Origin of the sequence: Rubrivivax sp. JA1055, assembly GCF_020966565.1 — a bacterium.
Taxonomy (GTDB): domain Bacteria; phylum Pseudomonadota; class Gammaproteobacteria; order Burkholderiales; family Burkholderiaceae_C; genus Rubrivivax; species Rubrivivax benzoatilyticus.
Genome location: NZ_JAJKFP010000001.1, coordinates 435,745 through 452,326, shown reverse-complemented (window position 1 = coordinate 452,326; position 16,582 = coordinate 435,745). Strand labels below are relative to the sequence as shown.

The 16,582-nt window shown below is 71.6% G+C and carries 16 protein-coding genes; all 16 read left to right on the top strand.

Features of this window, described 5'->3' with window-relative positions:
* Positions 1 to 28 precede the first annotated feature (28 nt).
* The 16 genes from LOC65_RS01865 to LOC65_RS01790 all read left to right on the top strand — a co-directional run bounded on the left by LOC65_RS01865 (position 29) and on the right by LOC65_RS01790 (position 16,579).
* Entirely contained in the window at positions 29 to 1,093 is a 1,065-nt protein-coding gene (locus LOC65_RS01865; protein ID WP_230246428.1) for a glycosyltransferase, read from the top strand.
* Positions 1,090 to 2,316 carry a glycosyltransferase family 4 protein gene (locus tag LOC65_RS01860; RefSeq protein WP_230246426.1) on the top strand — a complete coding sequence of 409 codons (1,227 nt, stop codon included), beginning with the start codon at positions 1,090 to 1,092 and terminating at the stop codon, positions 2,314 to 2,316. The genes LOC65_RS01865 and LOC65_RS01860 overlap by 4 nt, the downstream gene beginning before the upstream one ends.
* Before the next feature lie 194 nt (positions 2,317 to 2,510).
* Positions 2,511 to 3,671, top strand: coding sequence for a DegT/DnrJ/EryC1/StrS aminotransferase family protein (locus LOC65_RS01855; protein ID WP_230246424.1), 1,161 nt, complete (start codon positions 2,511 to 2,513; stop codon positions 3,669 to 3,671).
* Between the two features lie 24 nt (positions 3,672 to 3,695).
* Complete coding sequence (locus tag LOC65_RS01850; RefSeq protein ID WP_230246422.1) at positions 3,696 to 4,271, top strand: Uma2 family endonuclease; 576 nt, start codon at positions 3,696 to 3,698, stop codon at positions 4,269 to 4,271.
* Positions 4,268 to 4,861, top strand: coding sequence for a sugar transferase (locus LOC65_RS01845; protein WP_164963114.1), 594 nt, complete (start codon positions 4,268 to 4,270; stop codon positions 4,859 to 4,861). The genes LOC65_RS01850 and LOC65_RS01845 overlap by 4 nt, the downstream gene beginning before the upstream one ends.
* 75 nt (positions 4,862 to 4,936) lie before the next feature.
* The gene (locus tag LOC65_RS01840; RefSeq protein WP_230246420.1) at positions 4,937 to 6,823 is read left to right on the top strand and encodes a nucleoside-diphosphate sugar epimerase/dehydratase; all 1,887 of its coding nucleotides are present in this window, start codon (positions 4,937 to 4,939) and stop codon (positions 6,821 to 6,823) included.
* A 34-nt stretch (positions 6,824 to 6,857) separates the two neighbouring features.
* On the top strand, positions 6,858 to 7,922 hold the full coding sequence (rfbB, locus tag LOC65_RS01835) for a dTDP-glucose 4,6-dehydratase (protein ID WP_230246418.1): 1,065 nt from the start codon (positions 6,858 to 6,860) through the stop codon (positions 7,920 to 7,922).
* On the top strand, positions 7,919 to 8,818 hold the full coding sequence (gene rfbD / locus LOC65_RS01830; RefSeq protein WP_230246417.1) for a dTDP-4-dehydrorhamnose reductase: 900 nt from the start codon (positions 7,919 to 7,921) through the stop codon (positions 8,816 to 8,818). Before rfbB ends, rfbD begins: the two co-directional genes overlap by 4 nt.
* Entirely contained in the window at positions 8,819 to 9,700 is an 882-nt protein-coding gene (rfbA, locus tag LOC65_RS01825) for a glucose-1-phosphate thymidylyltransferase RfbA (protein WP_164963118.1), read from the top strand. It abuts the gene before it with no gap.
* A gap of 2 nt (positions 9,701 to 9,702) precedes the next feature.
* Positions 9,703 to 10,278, top strand: coding sequence for a dTDP-4-dehydrorhamnose 3,5-epimerase (rfbC, locus tag LOC65_RS01820; protein ID WP_009856551.1), 576 nt, complete (start codon positions 9,703 to 9,705; stop codon positions 10,276 to 10,278).
* The gene (locus LOC65_RS01815; protein WP_230246416.1) at positions 10,271 to 11,380 is read left to right on the top strand and encodes a glycosyltransferase family 1 protein; all 1,110 of its coding nucleotides are present in this window, start codon (positions 10,271 to 10,273) and stop codon (positions 11,378 to 11,380) included. Before rfbC ends, LOC65_RS01815 begins: the two co-directional genes overlap by 8 nt.
* A gap of 76 nt (positions 11,381 to 11,456) precedes the next feature.
* Positions 11,457 to 12,851 (top strand): mannose-1-phosphate guanylyltransferase/mannose-6-phosphate isomerase, encoded by a 1,395-nt coding sequence (locus tag LOC65_RS01810; protein WP_310736912.1) that lies wholly within the window; start codon positions 11,457 to 11,459, stop codon positions 12,849 to 12,851.
* Between the two features lie 46 nt (positions 12,852 to 12,897).
* Positions 12,898 to 13,995 carry a glycosyltransferase gene (locus LOC65_RS01805; RefSeq protein WP_230246414.1) on the top strand — a complete coding sequence of 366 codons (1,098 nt, stop codon included), beginning with the start codon at positions 12,898 to 12,900 and terminating at the stop codon, positions 13,993 to 13,995.
* Positions 13,992 to 15,107: a hypothetical protein gene (locus tag LOC65_RS01800; protein ID WP_230246413.1), complete on the top strand. Its 1,116-nt coding sequence runs from the start codon at positions 13,992 to 13,994 to the stop codon at positions 15,105 to 15,107. Before LOC65_RS01805 ends, LOC65_RS01800 begins: the two co-directional genes overlap by 4 nt.
* A 6-nt stretch (positions 15,108 to 15,113) precedes the next feature.
* A complete protein-coding gene (locus LOC65_RS01795) occupies positions 15,114 to 15,905 on the top strand; it encodes an ABC transporter permease (RefSeq protein ID WP_230246412.1) in 792 nt (263 codons plus the stop codon).
* Complete coding sequence (locus tag LOC65_RS01790) at positions 15,902 to 16,579, top strand: ABC transporter ATP-binding protein (RefSeq protein ID WP_230246410.1); 678 nt, start codon at positions 15,902 to 15,904, stop codon at positions 16,577 to 16,579. The genes LOC65_RS01795 and LOC65_RS01790 overlap by 4 nt, the downstream gene beginning before the upstream one ends.
* The last annotated feature ends 3 nt before the right edge of the window (positions 16,580 to 16,582 follow it).

Below are 16,582 nucleotides of genomic sequence, written 5' to 3'. Positions count from 1 at the left end.
TGACGCGCGCCCGAGCGTTCAATCTTCGATGACATCTCCCATCCGTTACGCGCTGATCGGCGACGCCGAGAGCCCGCACCTGCTGAAGTGGGCGCGTGCGCTGGCCGCGCTGCCCGAGCTGGAGCTCTGGGTCGCGTCCAGCCGTGGTTTCCTCTCCGGTTTCGACGGCATCGTGCCGCCCGCGCGGCGGCTGGCGCTGGCCACGCGGCCCGACGTCGGCGGCGGCAACATCGGCCTGCTGAAGCAACTGCCGCGGCTGGCGCGCTGGCTGCACCGCGTGCACCCCGAATGGCTGCACGCGCACTACCTCACCTCGCACGGCACGCTGGCCTGGCTGGCGCAGCGGCTGTACGGCGTGCGCGGCCGGCTCGTCGGCTCGGCCTGGGGCAGCGACATCCTCGTTGCACCGCAGAAGAGCACGGCGCTGCGCGCGCTGACACGCCGCGTGCTGCGCGCCTGCGTGCTGACGACCAGCGACTCGCAAGCCATGGCCGAGAAGATGCGGGCCCTGGGGGCCTTCGACATCATGGTCTTCCCGTTCGGGCTGGAAACCATGCCGCCGGTGCCGCCGCCCAAGGAGACCACGCTGTTCTTCGCCAACCGCGGGCTGGAGCCGATCTACGCGCCGGAGCGTGTGCTGCAGGCCTTCGCCGCACTGCCGGGCGACGAGCTGCGCCTGGTCGTCGCCAACGACGGCTCGCTGCGCGCCGAGCTGCAGGCGATGGCGGATGCACGCAGCACCTTCGTCGGCCGGCTCGACGCCGACACCCAGGCCGGCTGGTATGCCCGCGCGCTCTGGTACCTGAGCCTGCCGACCAGCGACTCGGTCTCGGTCTCGGTGCTGGAGGCGATGGCCCACGGCTGCATCCCCATCGTCTCGGACCTGCCGGCCAACCGCGAGCTGGTGCGCGACGGCGACAACGGCATCGTGCTCGCCGCCGGCGAGCGCCTGACACCCGAACGCCTGGCGCCGCTGGCCGCACGCGCCGACGCCATCGCCGCCGCCAACCGCGCGTGGGTCGAACGCGAGGCCTTGTTCGCGCCGCGCGTGCGCGCCTTCGTCGACCGCCTGCTGGCGCTGGAGCCGCGATGAAGCTGCTGGTGCTGAACCACTACGTCGGCTCGCCGGCAATGGGCATGGAGTACCGGCCGTATTACCTGGCGCGCGAATGGGTGCGTGCCGGGCACGAAGTGCTGCTGCTCGGGGCCGACTTCTCGCATGTGCGTACCCACCAGCCGCCCGCCGGGGACCAGCGTGTCGACGGCATCGGCTACCGCTTCTACAAGACGCCGCCGTACCAGGGCAACGGCCTGGGGCGGGTGAAGAACATCTGGGCCTATCTGCGCGCCGTCTGGGCCGACACGCCGCGCATCGTGCGCGAGTTCCGCCCCGACGTCGTCGTCGCGTCCAGCACCTACCCGATGGACATCTGGGTGGCGCAGCGCATCGCGCGCCGTGCCGGCGCGAAACTCGTCTACGAGGTGCACGACCTCTGGCCGCTGAGCCCGATCGAGCTGTCGGGCATGTCGCGCCGGCACCCGTTCATCATGCTGTGCCAGGCCGCCGAGGACCACGCCTACCGCCACGCCGACCGCGTGATCTCGATGCTGCCCAAGGTGCATGGCTACATGGCGTCGCGCGGGCTGGATCTGGCCCGGCTGCACGTCGTGCCCAACGGCATCACGCTCGACGAATGGGAGGCCGAGCCGCCGCCGCTGCGCGAGGACGTCGCCGCCGCGCTGGACGCCGCGGCCGCCGCCGGCACCGTGGTCGGCTATGCCGGCTCGATGGGGCTGCCGAACGCGCTGGACACGCTGCTCGACGCGGCGAAGCTCGTGCAGCACGAGCCGCTGCGTTTCGTGCTCGTCGGCAGCGGCCACGAGCAGGCGCGGCTGGCGCGGCGCGTGGCCGACGAAGGCCTGGCCAACGTGACGATGCTGCCGACTATCCCCAAGGCCCAGGTGCCGGCCTTTCTGGCGCGCTGCGACATCGCCTACATCGGCTGGCAGCGCGTGCCGATCTACCGCTTCGGCATCGCGCCGAACAAGCTGATGGACTACATGATGGCGCGCCGCGCCGTGCTGCATTCGGTCGAGGCCGGCAACGACCCGGTGGCCGAGGCCGGCTGCGGCCTGACCGTCGCGCCGCAGGACCCGGCGGCCGTCGCCGACGGTCTGCGCCGGCTGGCCGCGCTGCCGGCCGACGAGCGCCGCGCGTTGGGCGAACGCGGCCGCGCCTTCGTGCTCGCGCATCACACCTACCCGGTGCTGGCGCGGCGCTTTCTCGACGCGGTGGGGCCAGCCGCGGTACGGTGAGCGGCGGAGGGGGCAGCGGCGGTGGGGTCAAGCGGCGGTGGGGTCAGGTCCTCACGGGACCTGACCACAGGCTTCCGCGGGACCTGACCCCAGGCTTCTGCGCCACCGAGGCGGTCCGGGGTCAGGTCCTCTCGGGACCTGACCCCAGGCTTCCCTTGCGACAATCCCGTCTTCGCTCCCCACGGAACCGCCGCGTGACCCAGCCTTTCCTCCCCTTTGCCCTGCCGGAAATCGGCGAGGACGAGATCGCCGAAGTCGTCGACACGCTGCGTTCCGGCTGGGTGACCACCGGCCCCAAGGCGCGCCGCTTCGAGCAGGACTTCGCCGCTTTCCTGGGCGGCGAGCAGTACCACTGCATCGCCGTCAACTCGGCCACCGCCGGCCTGCACCTGGCGCTGGAGGCCGCCGGCGTCGGCCCCGGCGACGAGGTCGTCACGACGACCTGGACCTTCACCGCCACCGCCGAGGTCGTGCGCTACCTGGGCGCCGACGTGAAGCTCGTCGACCACGATCCGGCGACGCTGAACATCGACCCCGCCGCCATCGAGGCGGCGATCGGCCCGAGCACCAAGGCCATCCTGCCGGTGCACTACGGCGGCCTGGCGGCCGACATGCCGGCGATCCTGGACATCGCGCGCCGCCACGGCCTGAAGGTCGTCGAGGACGCGGCGCATGCGCTGCCCACCACCTGCGGCGGCGCGCTGGTCGGCACGCTGGCCAGCGACGCCACGGTGTTCAGCTTCTACGCCAACAAGACCATCACCACCGGCGAAGGCGGCATGCTGGTCACGCGCGACGCCGAACTGGCCAAACGCGCCCGCGTGATGCGCCTGCACGGCATGAGCCGCGACGCCTTCGACCGCTTCACCGCCAAGGTGCCGAGCTGGTACTACGAGATCGTCGCGCCCGGCTTCAAGTACAACCTGACCGACATCGCCGCGGCGCTGGGCATCCATCAGCTCAAGCGCGCCCACGCCTTCCAGCAGCGCCGCGCGGCGATCGCGGCGCGTTACGACGAGCTGCTGGCCGGCCTGCCGCTGCTGCTGCCGCCCCAGCCTGCCGCCGGCGACCTGCACGCCTGGCACCTGTACCCGGTGCGGCTGACCGACGAGGCCGGCGTCACCCGCGAGCGTTTCATCGAGCGCATGTTCGAGCAGGGCATCGGCTGCAGCGTGCACTACATCCCGCTGCACCTGCACCCGTACTGGCGCGAGCGCTACGGCCTTGACCCGGCGCAGTTCCCGCGTGCCCAGCACACCTACGAACGCATCGCCAGCCTGCCGATCTACACCCGCATGGACGACGCCGACGTCGAGTGTGTCGCGGCGGCGGTGCGCGTCGCGCTGGGGCGCTAGGATGGCGCCACGGAGGTGCCTGCGATGAACGTGCTCGCCAAGCCTGTGCTCGGTCTGGAAGCCTTTCTCGCCTGGGAGAACGAACAGCCCGAGCGCCACGAGTTCCACCGCGGCGAGGTGTTCGCGATGGTCGGGGCTCGGCGTGTGCATGCCGTCGTCGTGCACAACATTGCACGCGAGATCGGCAATCACCTGAAGGGCTCGGGCTGCCGCGCTTTCTCGGAGTCCGCCAAGCTCCAGATCGGCGACGACACCGTCCTGTATCCCGACGTCTTCGTCACCTGCGACCAGGCCGACCTGGCCACCGACATTGTCTTCCGTTCGCCGCTGCTCGTCGTCGAGGTGTTGTCGCCGTCGACCGTCGCCTACGACCGCGGGCTGAAGTTCGCGCTCTACCGCCGCATCCCGTCGCTGCGCGAGTACCTCGTCGTCGACCCGGACTCGCGCCGTGTCGAAGCCTTCCGCCGCGACGCCGCCGGCCAGTGGTTCATCCACGACATGAGCGAGTCCGACACGCTGGAAGTCGCCTGCCTGGACGGCCGCATCCCGATGAGCGAACTCTTCGACGGCGTCGACGCGCCGCCGGCCGAGATCCGTTGACCAAACGCCTGTTCGATCTCGTCGGCGCCGCCGTCGCGCTGCTGCTGCTGTCGCCGCTGCTGCTGGCTGCGGCGCTGGCCGTCAAGCTCGATTCGCCGGGGCCGGTGTTCTTCCGCCAGCAGCGTGTCGGCCGCGGCGGGGTGCCGTTTCGCATCCACAAGTTCCGCACGATGCGCGAGGGTGCGCCGGGGCTGCAGATCACCGTCGGCGACGACCCGCGCATCACGCGTGTCGGCCGCTGGCTGCGGCGCACGCGCATCGACGAGCTGCCGCAGTTCATCGACGTGCTGCAGGGCACGATGAGCCTCGTCGGCCCGCGCCCCGAGGTGCCGCGCTACGTGGCGTTCTACCCGCCCGAACTGCGCGAGCGTGTGCTGTCGGTGCGCCCGGGCATCACCGACCCGGTGTCGCTGGCCTACGCCGACGAGAGCGAGCGGCTGGCGCAAGCCGCCGACCCCGAGCGTGAATACGTCGAGGTGCTGCTGCCGCGCAAGCTGCAGGCCGCCGCCGCGTACGCCGAGCGCGCCACGCTGTGGACCGACCTGGGCGTGCTGCTGCGCAGCGTCGGCGTGCTGCTGGGGCGCTCATAAAATGACCGGCTTGCCTTCTGCCTGGCCTTGCGCGTGCCGCCCGTGTCGAACCCCGATCGCTCCTCCGACGCGCGCGTGAGCCCCGCCGGCACTCCGCCCACCCTCTGGCACCGCCTGGACCTCGCGCTGGCGCGCATCCGCCCGCACCGCGAGCCGCTGTCGCTGCTGGTGGACGCGCTGGTCATCGCGTTCTGCTGGAACGTCACCTACCTGTTCCGCCTCGGCTTCGAGCGCTGGATCGAGGCCCGGCCGAGTTACGACCCCTGGGTGATGCTGGGCGTCGTCTGCGCCTACCTGGTGGCCTTCGCGGCGCTGCGTGTGCCGCAGGCGATGTGGCGCTTCTCCGGCTTCGGCGAGGTCCAGCGGCTGACGCTGGCCTGCGTGCTGGCCGGCAGCGTCTCGGCGGCCGTCGTCATGGGCCTGGGGCTGGCCAAGGTGCCGCGTGCGGTGCTGGCGCTGCACCCCTTCGTCGCGCTGATGGGCGTGTGCGTCGTGCGCGTGGCCTACCGCATGCTCTACGAACACGCGCGCCAGCGCATCACCGGCAGCGATCGCGAGATCCGCCGCGCCGTCGTGATGGGCGCCGGGGCCGCGGCGCGGCTGCTGCTGGCCGGCATCCGCGAGCAGGGCTGGATCGTGCTGGGCCTGCTCGACGACGATCCGGCCAAACACGGCGCACGCATCGGCGGCGTGCCGGTGCTCGGGCCGCTGGACGCCATCGCCGACAAGGCCGTGCGCGGCGCGGCCACCCACGTCGTCGTCGCGCTGCCGTCGGCCACGCGGGCCCAGCGCCGGCGGGCGCTGGACCTGGCCGCCGGCACCGGGCTGCCGGTGGTCACGGTGCCCAGCGTCGACGAGCTGCGCACCGGCCAGAGCCGCATCGAGCGGCTGCGCGAGATCGAGCCCGAGGACCTGCTGGGCCGCGAGCCGGTGCGGCTGGACGACAGCGGCGTGGCCGCGGTGATCGCCGGGCGCACGGTGCTGATCACCGGCGCCGGCGGCAGCATCGGCAGCGAGCTGTGCCGCCAGGTGGCGCGTTTCGCGCCGGCGCGCGTGGTGCTGTACGAGCTCAGCGAGTTCAACCTCTACACCATCGAGCAGGAGCTGTCGCAGGCCTTCCCGAACGTCGTGCTGGTGCGCCTGATCGGCGACGTCAAGGACCTCGCGCACCTGCGGGCGGCCTGCGCCGCCTGGCGGCCCGACGTCGTCTTCCACGCCGCTGCGTTCAAGCACGTGCCGCTGATGGAGGAGGAGCACAACGCGCTGGCCGCGCTGCGCAACAACACGCTGGGCACCTACCACGCGGCGCTGGCCGCGGCCGAGGCCGGCTGCGCGCGTTTCGTGCTGATCAGCACCGACAAGGCCGTCAACCCGACCAACGTGATGGGCGCCACCAAACGCGCCGCCGAGATGGTGGTCAGCATGATGGCGGCGTCGCACCCGGGCACGCGCTTCATGGCCGTGCGTTTCGGCAACGTGCTCGGCTCCAGCGGCAGCGTGATCCCGAAGTTCAAGGAGCAGATCGCGCGCGGCGGCCCGGTGACGGTGACGCACCCGGACATCATCCGCTACTTCATGACCATCCCCGAGGCCGCGCGCCTGGTGCTGCAGGCCGCGGCGGTGGGCGAGAGCGGCCAGGTGCTGGTGCTGGACATGGGCGAGCCGGTGCGCATCGTCGACCTGGCGCGCGACCTGATCCGCCTGGCCGGCCACACGCCGCAGGAGATCCCGATCGTCTTCAGCGGCCTGCGCCCCGGCGAGAAGCTCTACGAGGAACTGCTGGCCGACGCCGACGACACGCTGCCGACGGCGGTGCCGCGGCTGCGCATCGCGCGGCTGGCCGAGGGGCCGGGCGAGATCGGCGCGCTGCTGCGCTGGGCGGCGGCAACCGGGCAGGCACGGGACGTCGAAGTGAGGGAGACTCTGCGCCAGGTGGTGTCCGAGTACCGGCCCGCGGCGTGAAAGAATGGCCGCTGGCCCCAACCAGCGACCGAACATGACGATCCTCGTGACTGGCGGCGCCGGCTTCATCGGCAGCAACTTCGTGCTCGACTGGCTGCGTGGCAGCGACGAGCCCGTCGTCAACCTCGACGCGCTCACCTACGCCGGCAACCTGGAGAACCTGGCCAGCCTGGACGGCGACGCGCGCCACGTCTTCGTGCGCGGCGACATCGGCGACCGGGCGCTGGTCGACACGCTGCTGGCCGAGCATCGCCCGCGTGCCGTCGTGCACTTCGCCGCCGAGAGCCACGTCGACCGCTCGATCCACGGCCCTGGCGAGTTCATCCGCACCAACGTCAACGGCACGTACACGCTGCTGGAGGCCGCACGCGGCTTCTGGAGCACGCTGCCCGAGGCCGTACGGGCGCAGTTCCGCTTCCACCACGTCAGCACCGACGAGGTCTACGGCAGCCTGGCGCCCGACGCGCCGGCCTTCACCGAGACCCACCCGTTCGAGCCCAACAGCCCGTACAGCGCCAGCAAGGCCGCCAGCGACCACCTCGTGCGGGCCTGGCACCACACCTACGGCCTGCCGGTGCTGACGACCAACTGCAGCAACAACTACGGGCCCTTCCACTTCCCCGAGAAGCTGATCCCGCTGCTGATCGTCAACGCGCTCGCCGGCAAGCCGCTGCCGGTCTACGGCGACGGCCGCCAGGTGCGCGACTGGCTCTACGTCGGCGACCACTGCAGCGCCATCCGCACCGTGCTCGAGCGCGGCCGGCCGGGCGAGACCTACAACGTCGGCGGCTGGAACGAGAAGCCCAACATCGAGATCGTGCACACCGTCTGCGCGCTGCTCGACGAGCTGCGGCCCGACCCGGCCGGCCCCTACGCGCGCCTGATCACGCACGTGAAGGACCGCCCCGGCCACGACCGCCGCTACGCGATCGACGCGCGCAAGATCGAGCGTGAACTCGGCTGGCGCCCGGCCGAGACCTTCGAGACCGGCATCCGCAAGACGGTGGCCTGGTACCTGGACCATGCGGACTGGGTCGCGCGGGTGCAGAGCGGCGCCTACCGCGACTGGCTGCAGCGCCACTACGGGGAGACGGCATGAAGCTGATGCTGCTGGGCTGCGGCGGCCAACTCGGCTGGGAGCTGCAGCGTGCGCTGGCGCCGCTGGGCACGCTGGTGGCCCTGGACCGCGACACCGGCGCCGATTTCTCGCGCCCCGAGACGCTGCCGGCACTGCTGGACACGCACCGCCCCGACGTCATCGTCAACGCCGCCGCGCACACCGCCGTCGACCGCGCCGAGAGCGAGCCCGAGCTGGCGCGCACGATCAACGCCGAGGCCCCCGGCCTGCTGGCGCGCGAGGCCGCGGCGCGTGGCGCCTGGCTCGTGCACTACTCGACCGACTACGTCTTCGACGGCAGTGGCACGCATGCCCGCGCCGAGGACGCACCCACCGGCCCGCTGTCGGTCTACGGCCGCACCAAGCTCGAAGGCGAGGAGCAGGTGCGTGCCAGCGGCTGCCGCCACCTGATCCTGCGCACCAGCTGGGTCTACGCGGCACGCGGCGCCAACTTCGCCAAGACGATGCTGAAGCTGGCCGCCGAGCGCGACAAGCTGCGTGTGGTGGCCGACCAGATCGGCGCCCCGACCGGCGCCGACCTGCTGGCCGACGTCAGCGCGCACGTGTTGCGCCAGGCGATGGTCACGCCGTCGCTTGCCGGCACCTACCACTGCGTGGCCGGCGGCGAAACGAGCTGGCACGGTTATGCCCGTCTCGTCGTCGAGCACGCGCGTGCCGCCGGGCACACGCTGCGCATCACGCCCGACGCGATCGAGCCGGTGCCGACGAGCGACTACCCGACGCCGGCCCGCCGGCCGCTGAACTCGCGGCTGGACACCAGCGCGCTGCGCGAGCGTTTCGGCCTGCACCTGCCGCCCTGGCAGGACGGCGTGCGGCGCATGCTCGACGAGATCCTGACTCCCGCTGGAGACCGTTAAATGGCCCGACGCGGCATCATCCTCGCCGGGGGCTCCGGCACCCGGCTGCACCCGGCCACGCTGGCCGTCAGCAAGCAGCTGCTGCCGGTGTACGACAAGCCGATGGTGTACTACCCGCTGACGGCGCTGATGCTGGCCGGCGTCCGCGAGATCCTCGTCATCAGCACCCCGCAGGACCTGCCGCGCTTCGAGGCGCTGCTGGGCGACGGCAGCCGCTGGGGCGTGTCGTTCTCGTACTGCGTGCAGCCCAGCCCCGACGGCCTGGCGCAGGCCTTCATCCTCGGGCGCGACTTCATCGGCGGCCGGCCGAGCGCGCTGGTGCTGGGCGACAACATCTTCTACGGCCACGACTTCAACGCGCTGCTCAAGCGTGCCGACGAGCGCGAGCACGGCGCCACCGTCTTCGCCTACCACGTGCAGGACCCGGAGCGTTACGGCGTCGTCGAGTTCGACGACAACCGGCACGCGCTGTCGATCGAGGAGAAGCCCAAGGCGCCGAAGAGCAACTACGCCGTCACCGGGCTGTACTTCTACGACGAGCAGGTCTGCGACATCGCCGCCAGCATCCGCCCCAGCGCGCGCGGCGAGCTGGAGATCACCGACGTCAACGCGCGCTACCTGCAGCAAGGCGAGCTGGAGGTCGAGATCATGGGCCGCGGCTACGCCTGGCTGGACACCGGCACCCACGACAGCCTGCTCGAGGCCGGCCAGTTCATCGCCACGCTGGAGAAGCGCCAGGGGCTGAAGGTGGCCTGCCCCGAGGAGATCGCCTACCGCGCCGGCTGGATCGACGCCGCGCAGCTCGAGCAGCTGGCGCAGCCGATGCTGAAGAACGGCTACGGGCGCTACCTGATGCAGTTGCTGGACCAGAAGGCGTTCTGACGATGAAGCTCGTGAAGACCCCGCTGCCGGGCGTGCTGATCGTCGAGCCCGCCGTGTACGGCGACGAGCGCGGCTGGTTCATGGAGACCTTCAACGAGCCGCGCTGGCGCCGTGCGCTCGACGAGCTGGGCGAGCCCCAGCCGCGGCCCTTCGTGCAGGACAACCATTCGTGCAGCCATGCCGGCGTGCTGCGCGGGCTGCACTACCAGCTGCCGCCGCACGCCCAGGGCAAGCTGGTGCGGGTGGTCAAGGGCCGGGCGTTCGACGTCGCGGTCGACATCCGGCGCGGGTCGGCGCACTTCGGCCAGTGGTTCGGGGTCGAGCTGGACGCCGTGAACCGGCGGCAGATCTGGATCCCCGAGGGCTTCGCGCACGGGTTCCTGGCGCTGGAGGACGACACCCAGGTGCTCTACAAGACGACCGACGTCTATGCCGCGCCCTGCGAAGGCGGCATCCGCTGGGACGACCCCGATCTCGCCATCCGCTGGCCCTCGCTGCCCAACGGCGCACCGCCGCGCCTGAGCGAGCGTGACGCGCGGGCCGCCGCGCTGAAGGACGCCGTCGGCAGTGGTGTCTGAGCCCGGCGCGGACAGGGAAGCGCGCGTCGTCTACGTCAACGGCAAGTTCGTCGCCCAGCGCACGACTGGCGTGCAGCGCGTGGCGACGGCGCTGCTGCAGGCGCTCGACACCCGCGTGCCGGCGGGGCGCTTCGTGCTGCTGTGTCCTCCCGGCGGTGACGCGCCCGTGCTGCACAACATCGCCGTGCGCCGCGTCGGGCCACGCGGGCTGGCGCTGCACCTGTGGGAGCAGGCCGTGCTGCCCTGGGCGGCGCGCGACGGCTGGCTGCTCAGCCTGGCCGGCGCCGCGCCGGCGTTCGCGCGCCGACACCTCGCGATGCTGCACGACGCCGCGGTCTTCGACTGCCCCTGGGCCTACCGCCCCGCGTTCGTGCGCTGGTACCGCTGGCTGTTCCGCCGCCTCGGCCGCCGGGCGGTGGCGCTGCTGACGGTGTCGGAGTTCTCGCGCCAGCGGCTGCAGGCGGTGCTGCAGCCGGCAGCGCCGATCTTCGTCGTGCGCAACGGCGCCGACCATCTGCAGGATGTCGTGCCCGACGCCTCGGTGCTCGCGCGGCTCGGCGTCGCCGGCCGCCCCTTCGTGCTGGCGGTCGGCAGCAGCAATCCGTCGAAGAACCTCCCGGCCCTGGCCCGGGCCCATGCGCTGCTGGGCCCGGACGCGCCGCCGCTGGTCGTGGCCGGCGGCCGGCGCGACCGGGTCTTCGGCGACGTGCACTGGCCCGACACCCCGGGCCTCGTGCTGGCCGGGCCGATGAACGACGCCGAGCTCGTCGCGCTCTACCGCGCGGCCGACCTGATGGCCTTCCCGTCGCTGTACGAAGGTTTCGGCCTGCCGCCGCTGGAGGCGATGCAGCACGGCTGCCCGGTGATCGTGGCGCCGATCCCGGCGCTGCTGGAGACCTGCGGCAGCGCGGCGGCCTGTTTCGACGGCACCGATCCGCAGGCGATCGCCCGCGGCCTGCGCACGCTGCTGGACGATCCCGCGCGCCGCCGGGTGCTGGCGCAGCAGGGCCGCGAGCACGCCGCCACGCGCCGCTGGGATGCCGCCGCGGGCGAGTTGCTGGACGTCCTCCTGGTCACGGGCGCCGTTCCGGAGCTGTCATGAACGGCGGGGCACAATGCCCGGTTTGATCCATCTCTCAGGGAGTTCAATGCGGGGAGGCGTTGTGCAACCGGTGATCATGGCCGGTGGCTCGGGAACACGGCTCTGGCCGCTGTCGCGGGCCGGATTCCCGAAGCAGTTCCTGGTGCTCGGCGGCCACGACAGCCTGTTGCAGCAGACCGCCCGGAGGCTGGCGGCGCTGGCCGGGCCAGGCCTCGGGGTCGCGCCGGCGCTGGTCGTCGGCAACGAGGAGCACCGTTTCCTGATCCTGGACCAGCTGCGCGAAGCCGGCCTCCAGCCCGGGACCGTGCTGCTGGAGCCCGCCGGGCGCAACACCGCGCCGGCCGTCACGCTGGCGGCGCTGCAGGCGCTGGAGCAGGGCGGCGACACGGTGCTCGTGGTCACGCCCGCCGATGCGTCGATCGCCGACGAGACGGCCTATCGCGCGGCGCTGCAGCAGGCCGTGCGGCGAGCCGGCGACGGCGAGATCGTGATCCTCGGCATCCGCCCCGACCGGCCCGAGACCGGGTACGGCTACATCCGCGCCGACGGCCCGCGCGTGACACGCTTCGTCGAGAAGCCCGACGCGGCCACGGCGCAGCGCTATCTGCTCGAAGGCGGCTACTTCTGGAACGCCGGCATCTTCGTGTTGCGGGCGTCGGTGTGGCTGCAGGCGCTGCAGCGTTTTCGCGGCGACATCGCCCAGGCCGTGCACGTCGCCTGGGGCGCGCGCCGTGCCGACGCGCTGTTCGTGCGGCCGGGCCGCGACGAGTTCAGCGCCGTACCCGCCGAATCGGTCGACTACGCCGTGCTCGAGCGCTGCCCCGGCGTGCTGCCGATCGGCATGGAGATCCTGGACGCCGGCTGGAACGACCTGGGGGCCTGGGATGCCGTGTGGCAGACGCTGCCGCGCGACGCGGCCGGCAACGCCACCGTCGGCGACGCCGTCGTCGAGGACTGCCGCAACACGCTGGTGCACGCCAGCGACCGCCTGGTGGCGGCCGTCGGGCTCGAGAACGTCGTGGTCGTCGAGACGCCCGATGCCGTGCTGGTGTCGGACCTGGGGCGCAGCCAGGACGTCAAGCGGATCGTCACCCGGCTCGGCCGCGAGCAGCGCGGCGAGCACACGCTGCACCGCAAGGTCCACCGCCCCTGGGGCTGGTACGACAGCGTCGACTTCGGCGAGCGTTTCCAGGTCAAGCGCATCATGGTCAAGCCGGGCGCGAGCCTGAGCCTGCAGATGCACCACCACCGCGCCGAGCACTGGATCGTCGTCAGCGGCACGGCCGAGGTCACGATCGGCGGCCGGGTGAGCCTGCTCGCCGAGAACCAGGGCACCCACATCCCCGTCGGCGAGCTCCATCGCCTGTCCAATCCGGGCAAGGTGCCGCTGGAGATCATCGAGGTGCAGTCCGGCAGCTATCTCGGCGAGGACGACATCGTCAGGGTCGAAGACAGCTACGGCCGCGTCTGAGGCAGGCTCGATGCGGGTGCTGCAGCTCAGCAAGTTCTATCCGCCGGTGGCCGGCGGCATCGAGTCCGTCGCGTGGGAGCTCACCGAGGGCCTGCGCCGCCACGGCGTGGCGGTCGACGTCCTGTGCTCGCACTCGCGCTACCCGGGGGTCGCGGAGCCTTTGCCCGGCGGCGGCGAGATCCGCAGGGCCGGCAAGCTGGGCACCGTGATGTCGACCTCGATCGCGCCGTCGATGCCCTGGCACCTGGCCCGCATGGCCCGGCACAGCGACATCGTGCACCTGCACATGCCCGACCCGATGGCCGCGGCGGCGTTCTGGCTGGCGCGGCCGGCGTGCCGCCTGGTCGTGCACTGGCACAGCGACGTGATCCGCCAGCGCCGTGCCCTCTGGGCCTACGAGCCGCTGCAGGACTGGCTGCTCGGCCGCGCCGACGCCGTGGTGGCGACGAGCCCCCCCTACGCGCAGGCCTCGCGCCCGCTGGCCCGCTGGCGCGACAAGGTCGAGGTCGTGCCGATCGGCATCAGCGACAATCGCGGCGAGGCCTGCAGCCTGCAGGCTGCGGCGCTGCGCCGCCGCTTCCGCGACCGACGGCTGGTCTTCGCCCTCGGCCGGATGACCTACTACAAGGGGTTCGACGTGCTGATCGAAGCGGCCGCCGCGCTCCCCGACGATTGCGCAGTCCTGATCGGGGGCGACGGTGAACTGTTGGAACGCTTCAGGTCGATGGTCAACCACCTCGGCCTGGCGGGAAAGGTGCACCTGCTGGGGCACATCCCCGACCACGAGCTGGCCAGCCACTTCGAGGCCTGCGACGTCTTCTGCATGTCCTCCACGGTGCGCGCGGAAGCCTACGGCGTCGCGATGCTCGAGGCGATGGTCATGGGCAAGCCCATCGTCGCCACCGATCTCCCGGGCTCCGGCGTTCCGTGGGTCAACCGCGACGGCGAGACCGGCTTCAACGTCCCGGCCGGAGACCGTGCGGCGCTCGCCGGGGCGCTGGCCCGCCTCCTGACGGACGACGCGCTGCGCGCACGCTGCGGCGCCGCGGCACGGCGCCGCTACGAGCAAGAGTTCGGCGGCGCGCTGATGAGCACGCGCATGTTGCATCTGTACCAGCGGCTCGCGCCGCCATTGAACGCATGACGATTTCCTCCCGCCTGCAGCGCCTTCGGCGCCGTTTCGATGCCCTCTTCATCGTCACGGTGCTGATCCCCACCGCCTTGGCGGTCGTCTATTACGGCGTCGTCGCCTCCGACGTCTACGTCTCCGAGTCGCGCTTCGTCGTGCGCAGCCCGCAGCGGTCCAACCAGACCGGGCTCGGCGCCTTGCTGCAGGGCACCGGCTTCTCGCGCAGCCAGGACGACACCTACTCCGTGCACGACTTCATCCAGAGCCGCGACGCGCTGCGCGAGCTCGACGAGCGGCTGCAGCTGCGCCAGGCGTTCTCGGCGCCGGCCATCGACCGCGTCAACCGCTTCCCCACCGAACCCTGGGACGACAGCTTCGAGGCGCTGCACCGCCACTACCTGAAGCACGTCGCGATCGAGTACGACACGGTGTCGTCGATCAGCGTGCTGAAGGTCCGTGCCTACACCGCCGCCGACGCCAAGCGCATCAACGAGCAATTGCTCGAGATGGGCGAGCGCCTGGTCAACACGATGAACATCCGCAGCCGGCAGGACCTGATCCAGGTGGCCGAGAGCGAGGTGCGGCTGGCCGAGGAGCGTTCCAAGGAGGCGGCGGCGGCGCTGTCGTCGTTCCGCAGCGACCGCGGCGTCTTCGACCCGGACCGCCAGAGCGCGCTGCAGCTGCAGGGCGTGGCCAAGGTCCGCGAGGAACTTCTGGCGGCCGAGACCCAGCTCGACCAGGTGCGGCGCGTGTCGCCGCGCAACCCGCAGGTCTCGGTGCTGCAGGCGCGGGTGGACTCGCTGCGCAAGGCCGTCGCCGAGGAGAACTCGCGCGTGCTGGGCCGCAGCGGCGGCCTGAGCGCCAAGTCGCCGCAGTACGACCGCCTGCTGCTGGAGAAGACCTTTGCCGACCGCCAGCTCGCCGCGTCGCTCACCGCGCTGGACACGGCGCGCAACGAGGCGGCGCGCAAGCAGCTCTACCTGGAGCGGCTGGTGCAGCCGAACGAGCCGGACCGGGCGGTGGAGCCGCGGCGGATGCGGGGCGTGCTCACGGTGCTGGTGGTCGGCCTGCTGCTCTGGGGCGTGGCCGGTCTCGTCGTCGCGAGCGTGCGCGAGCATACGGAATGAGCCGGCATGGAGTCGCGTGAATCGTTGAGGGCCTCGTTCGCCATCCAGCGGCGCGTGGTCTGGGCGCTGATGATGCGCGAGGTCATCACGCGCTTCGGGCGCGAGAACGTCGGCGTGCTGTGGCTGGTGGCCGAACCCATGCTGTTCACGCTCGGCGTGACCGCACTCTGGTCGGCGGCCGGCATGCACCACGGCTCCAGCCTGCCCATCGTCGCGTTCGCGATCACCGGCTACTCGTCGGTGCTGATGTGGCGCAACACCGTGGGGCGCTGCACCAGCGGCATCCAGAGCAACCTCAACCTGCTGTACCACCGCAACGTCAAGGTCATCGACGTCTTCGTCACCCGCATCCTGCTCGAGGAGGCTGGCGCGACGGCTTCGTTCATCGTGCTGGCCGCGGTCTTCATCGGCGTGGAGTGGATCGGGCCGCCGCAGGACCCGCTGCTGGTCGTGTTCGGCTGGCTGCTGCTGGCCTGGTTCGGCGCCGCCCTGGCCATGGTCGTCGGCGCCGCGACCGCCTACAGCGAGGTGGTCGAGCGCTTCTGGCATCCCTCGGCCTACCTGCTGTTCCCGCTGTCCGGGGCGGCCTTCATGGTCGACTGGCTGCCGACCGCGGCGCAGAAGGTCGTCCTGCTGCTGCCGATGGTGCACGGCGTCGAGCTGCTGCGCGAGGGCTACTTCGGCAACGCCGTCAGGACCCATTACGACATCAGCTACATGTGCATGGCGAACCTGGTGCTCACCCTGATCGGGCTGTTCCTCGTGCGCGATGCCGGCAACCGGGTGGGGTCGCGTTGATTCGCCTCGAACAGGTCTGCAAGAGCTACGGCACCCGGCTGGGCCGGCGCCGGGTGCTCGACCACGTCGACATGACGCTGGAGCGGGGGCGCCACATCGGCATCCTCGGCCGCAACGGTGCGGGCAAGAGCACGCTGATCCGCCTGCTCAGCGGCGCCGAGCGGCCGACCTCCGGCCGCATCCATCGCGGCATGAGCGTCAGCTGGCCGCTGGCCTTCACGGGGGCGTTCCAGACCCACCTCACCGGGCTGGACAACCTGAAGTTCGTCTGCCGCGTCTACGGCGTCGACTGGAAGCCGCTGGTGCCCTTCGTCGAGGAGTTCACCGAGCTCGGCATCTACCTGCGCGAGCCGGTGATGCACTATTCGGCCGGCATGGCGATGCGCCTGGCCTTCGCGCTGTCGATGGCGATCGAGTTCGACTGCTTCCTCGTCGACGAAGGCATGGCGGTCGGCGACTCGCGCTTCGGCGAGCGCTGCCACGTCGAGCTGTTCCAGAAGCGCAGGGACCGGTCGTTCATCCTGGTCTCGCACGACCCGAACATCATCCGCATGTACTGCGAGCGCGCGGCCGTGCTTCACCTGGGGCACCTGTACCAGTTCCCCACCGTCGACGAGGCGTTCGCGTTCTACGAGTCGCAGTACGTCCCGCCTCCGGGGCCCCAGTTCGATTGAGCA

What these genes read in the sequence shown, in the direction of transcription:
- LOC65_RS01810 (WP_310736912.1), top strand. Translation starts at nt 11,457, where the DNA reads ATGGCCGGTGGCTCGGGAACACGGCTCTGGCCGCTGTCGCGGGCCGGA.
- rfbC (WP_009856551.1), top strand. Translation starts at nt 9,703, where the DNA reads ATGAAGCTCGTGAAGACCCCGCTGCCGGGCGTGCTGATCGTCGAGCCC.
- rfbA (WP_164963118.1), top strand. Translation starts at nt 8,819, where the DNA reads ATGGCCCGACGCGGCATCATCCTCGCCGGGGGCTCCGGCACCCGGCTG.
- LOC65_RS01865 (WP_230246428.1), top strand. Translation starts at nt 29, where the DNA reads ATGACATCTCCCATCCGTTACGCGCTGATCGGCGACGCCGAGAGCCCG.
- LOC65_RS01795 (WP_230246412.1), top strand. Translation starts at nt 15,114, where the DNA reads ATGGAGTCGCGTGAATCGTTGAGGGCCTCGTTCGCCATCCAGCGGCGC.
- LOC65_RS01850 (WP_230246422.1), top strand. Translation starts at nt 3,696, where the DNA reads ATGAACGTGCTCGCCAAGCCTGTGCTCGGTCTGGAAGCCTTTCTCGCC.
- rfbD (WP_230246417.1), top strand. Translation starts at nt 7,919, where the DNA reads ATGAAGCTGATGCTGCTGGGCTGCGGCGGCCAACTCGGCTGGGAGCTG.
- rfbB (WP_230246418.1), top strand. Translation starts at nt 6,858, where the DNA reads ATGACGATCCTCGTGACTGGCGGCGCCGGCTTCATCGGCAGCAACTTC.
- LOC65_RS01860 (WP_230246426.1), top strand. Translation starts at nt 1,090, where the DNA reads ATGAAGCTGCTGGTGCTGAACCACTACGTCGGCTCGCCGGCAATGGGC.
- LOC65_RS01800 (WP_230246413.1), top strand. Translation starts at nt 13,992, where the DNA reads ATGACGATTTCCTCCCGCCTGCAGCGCCTTCGGCGCCGTTTCGATGCC.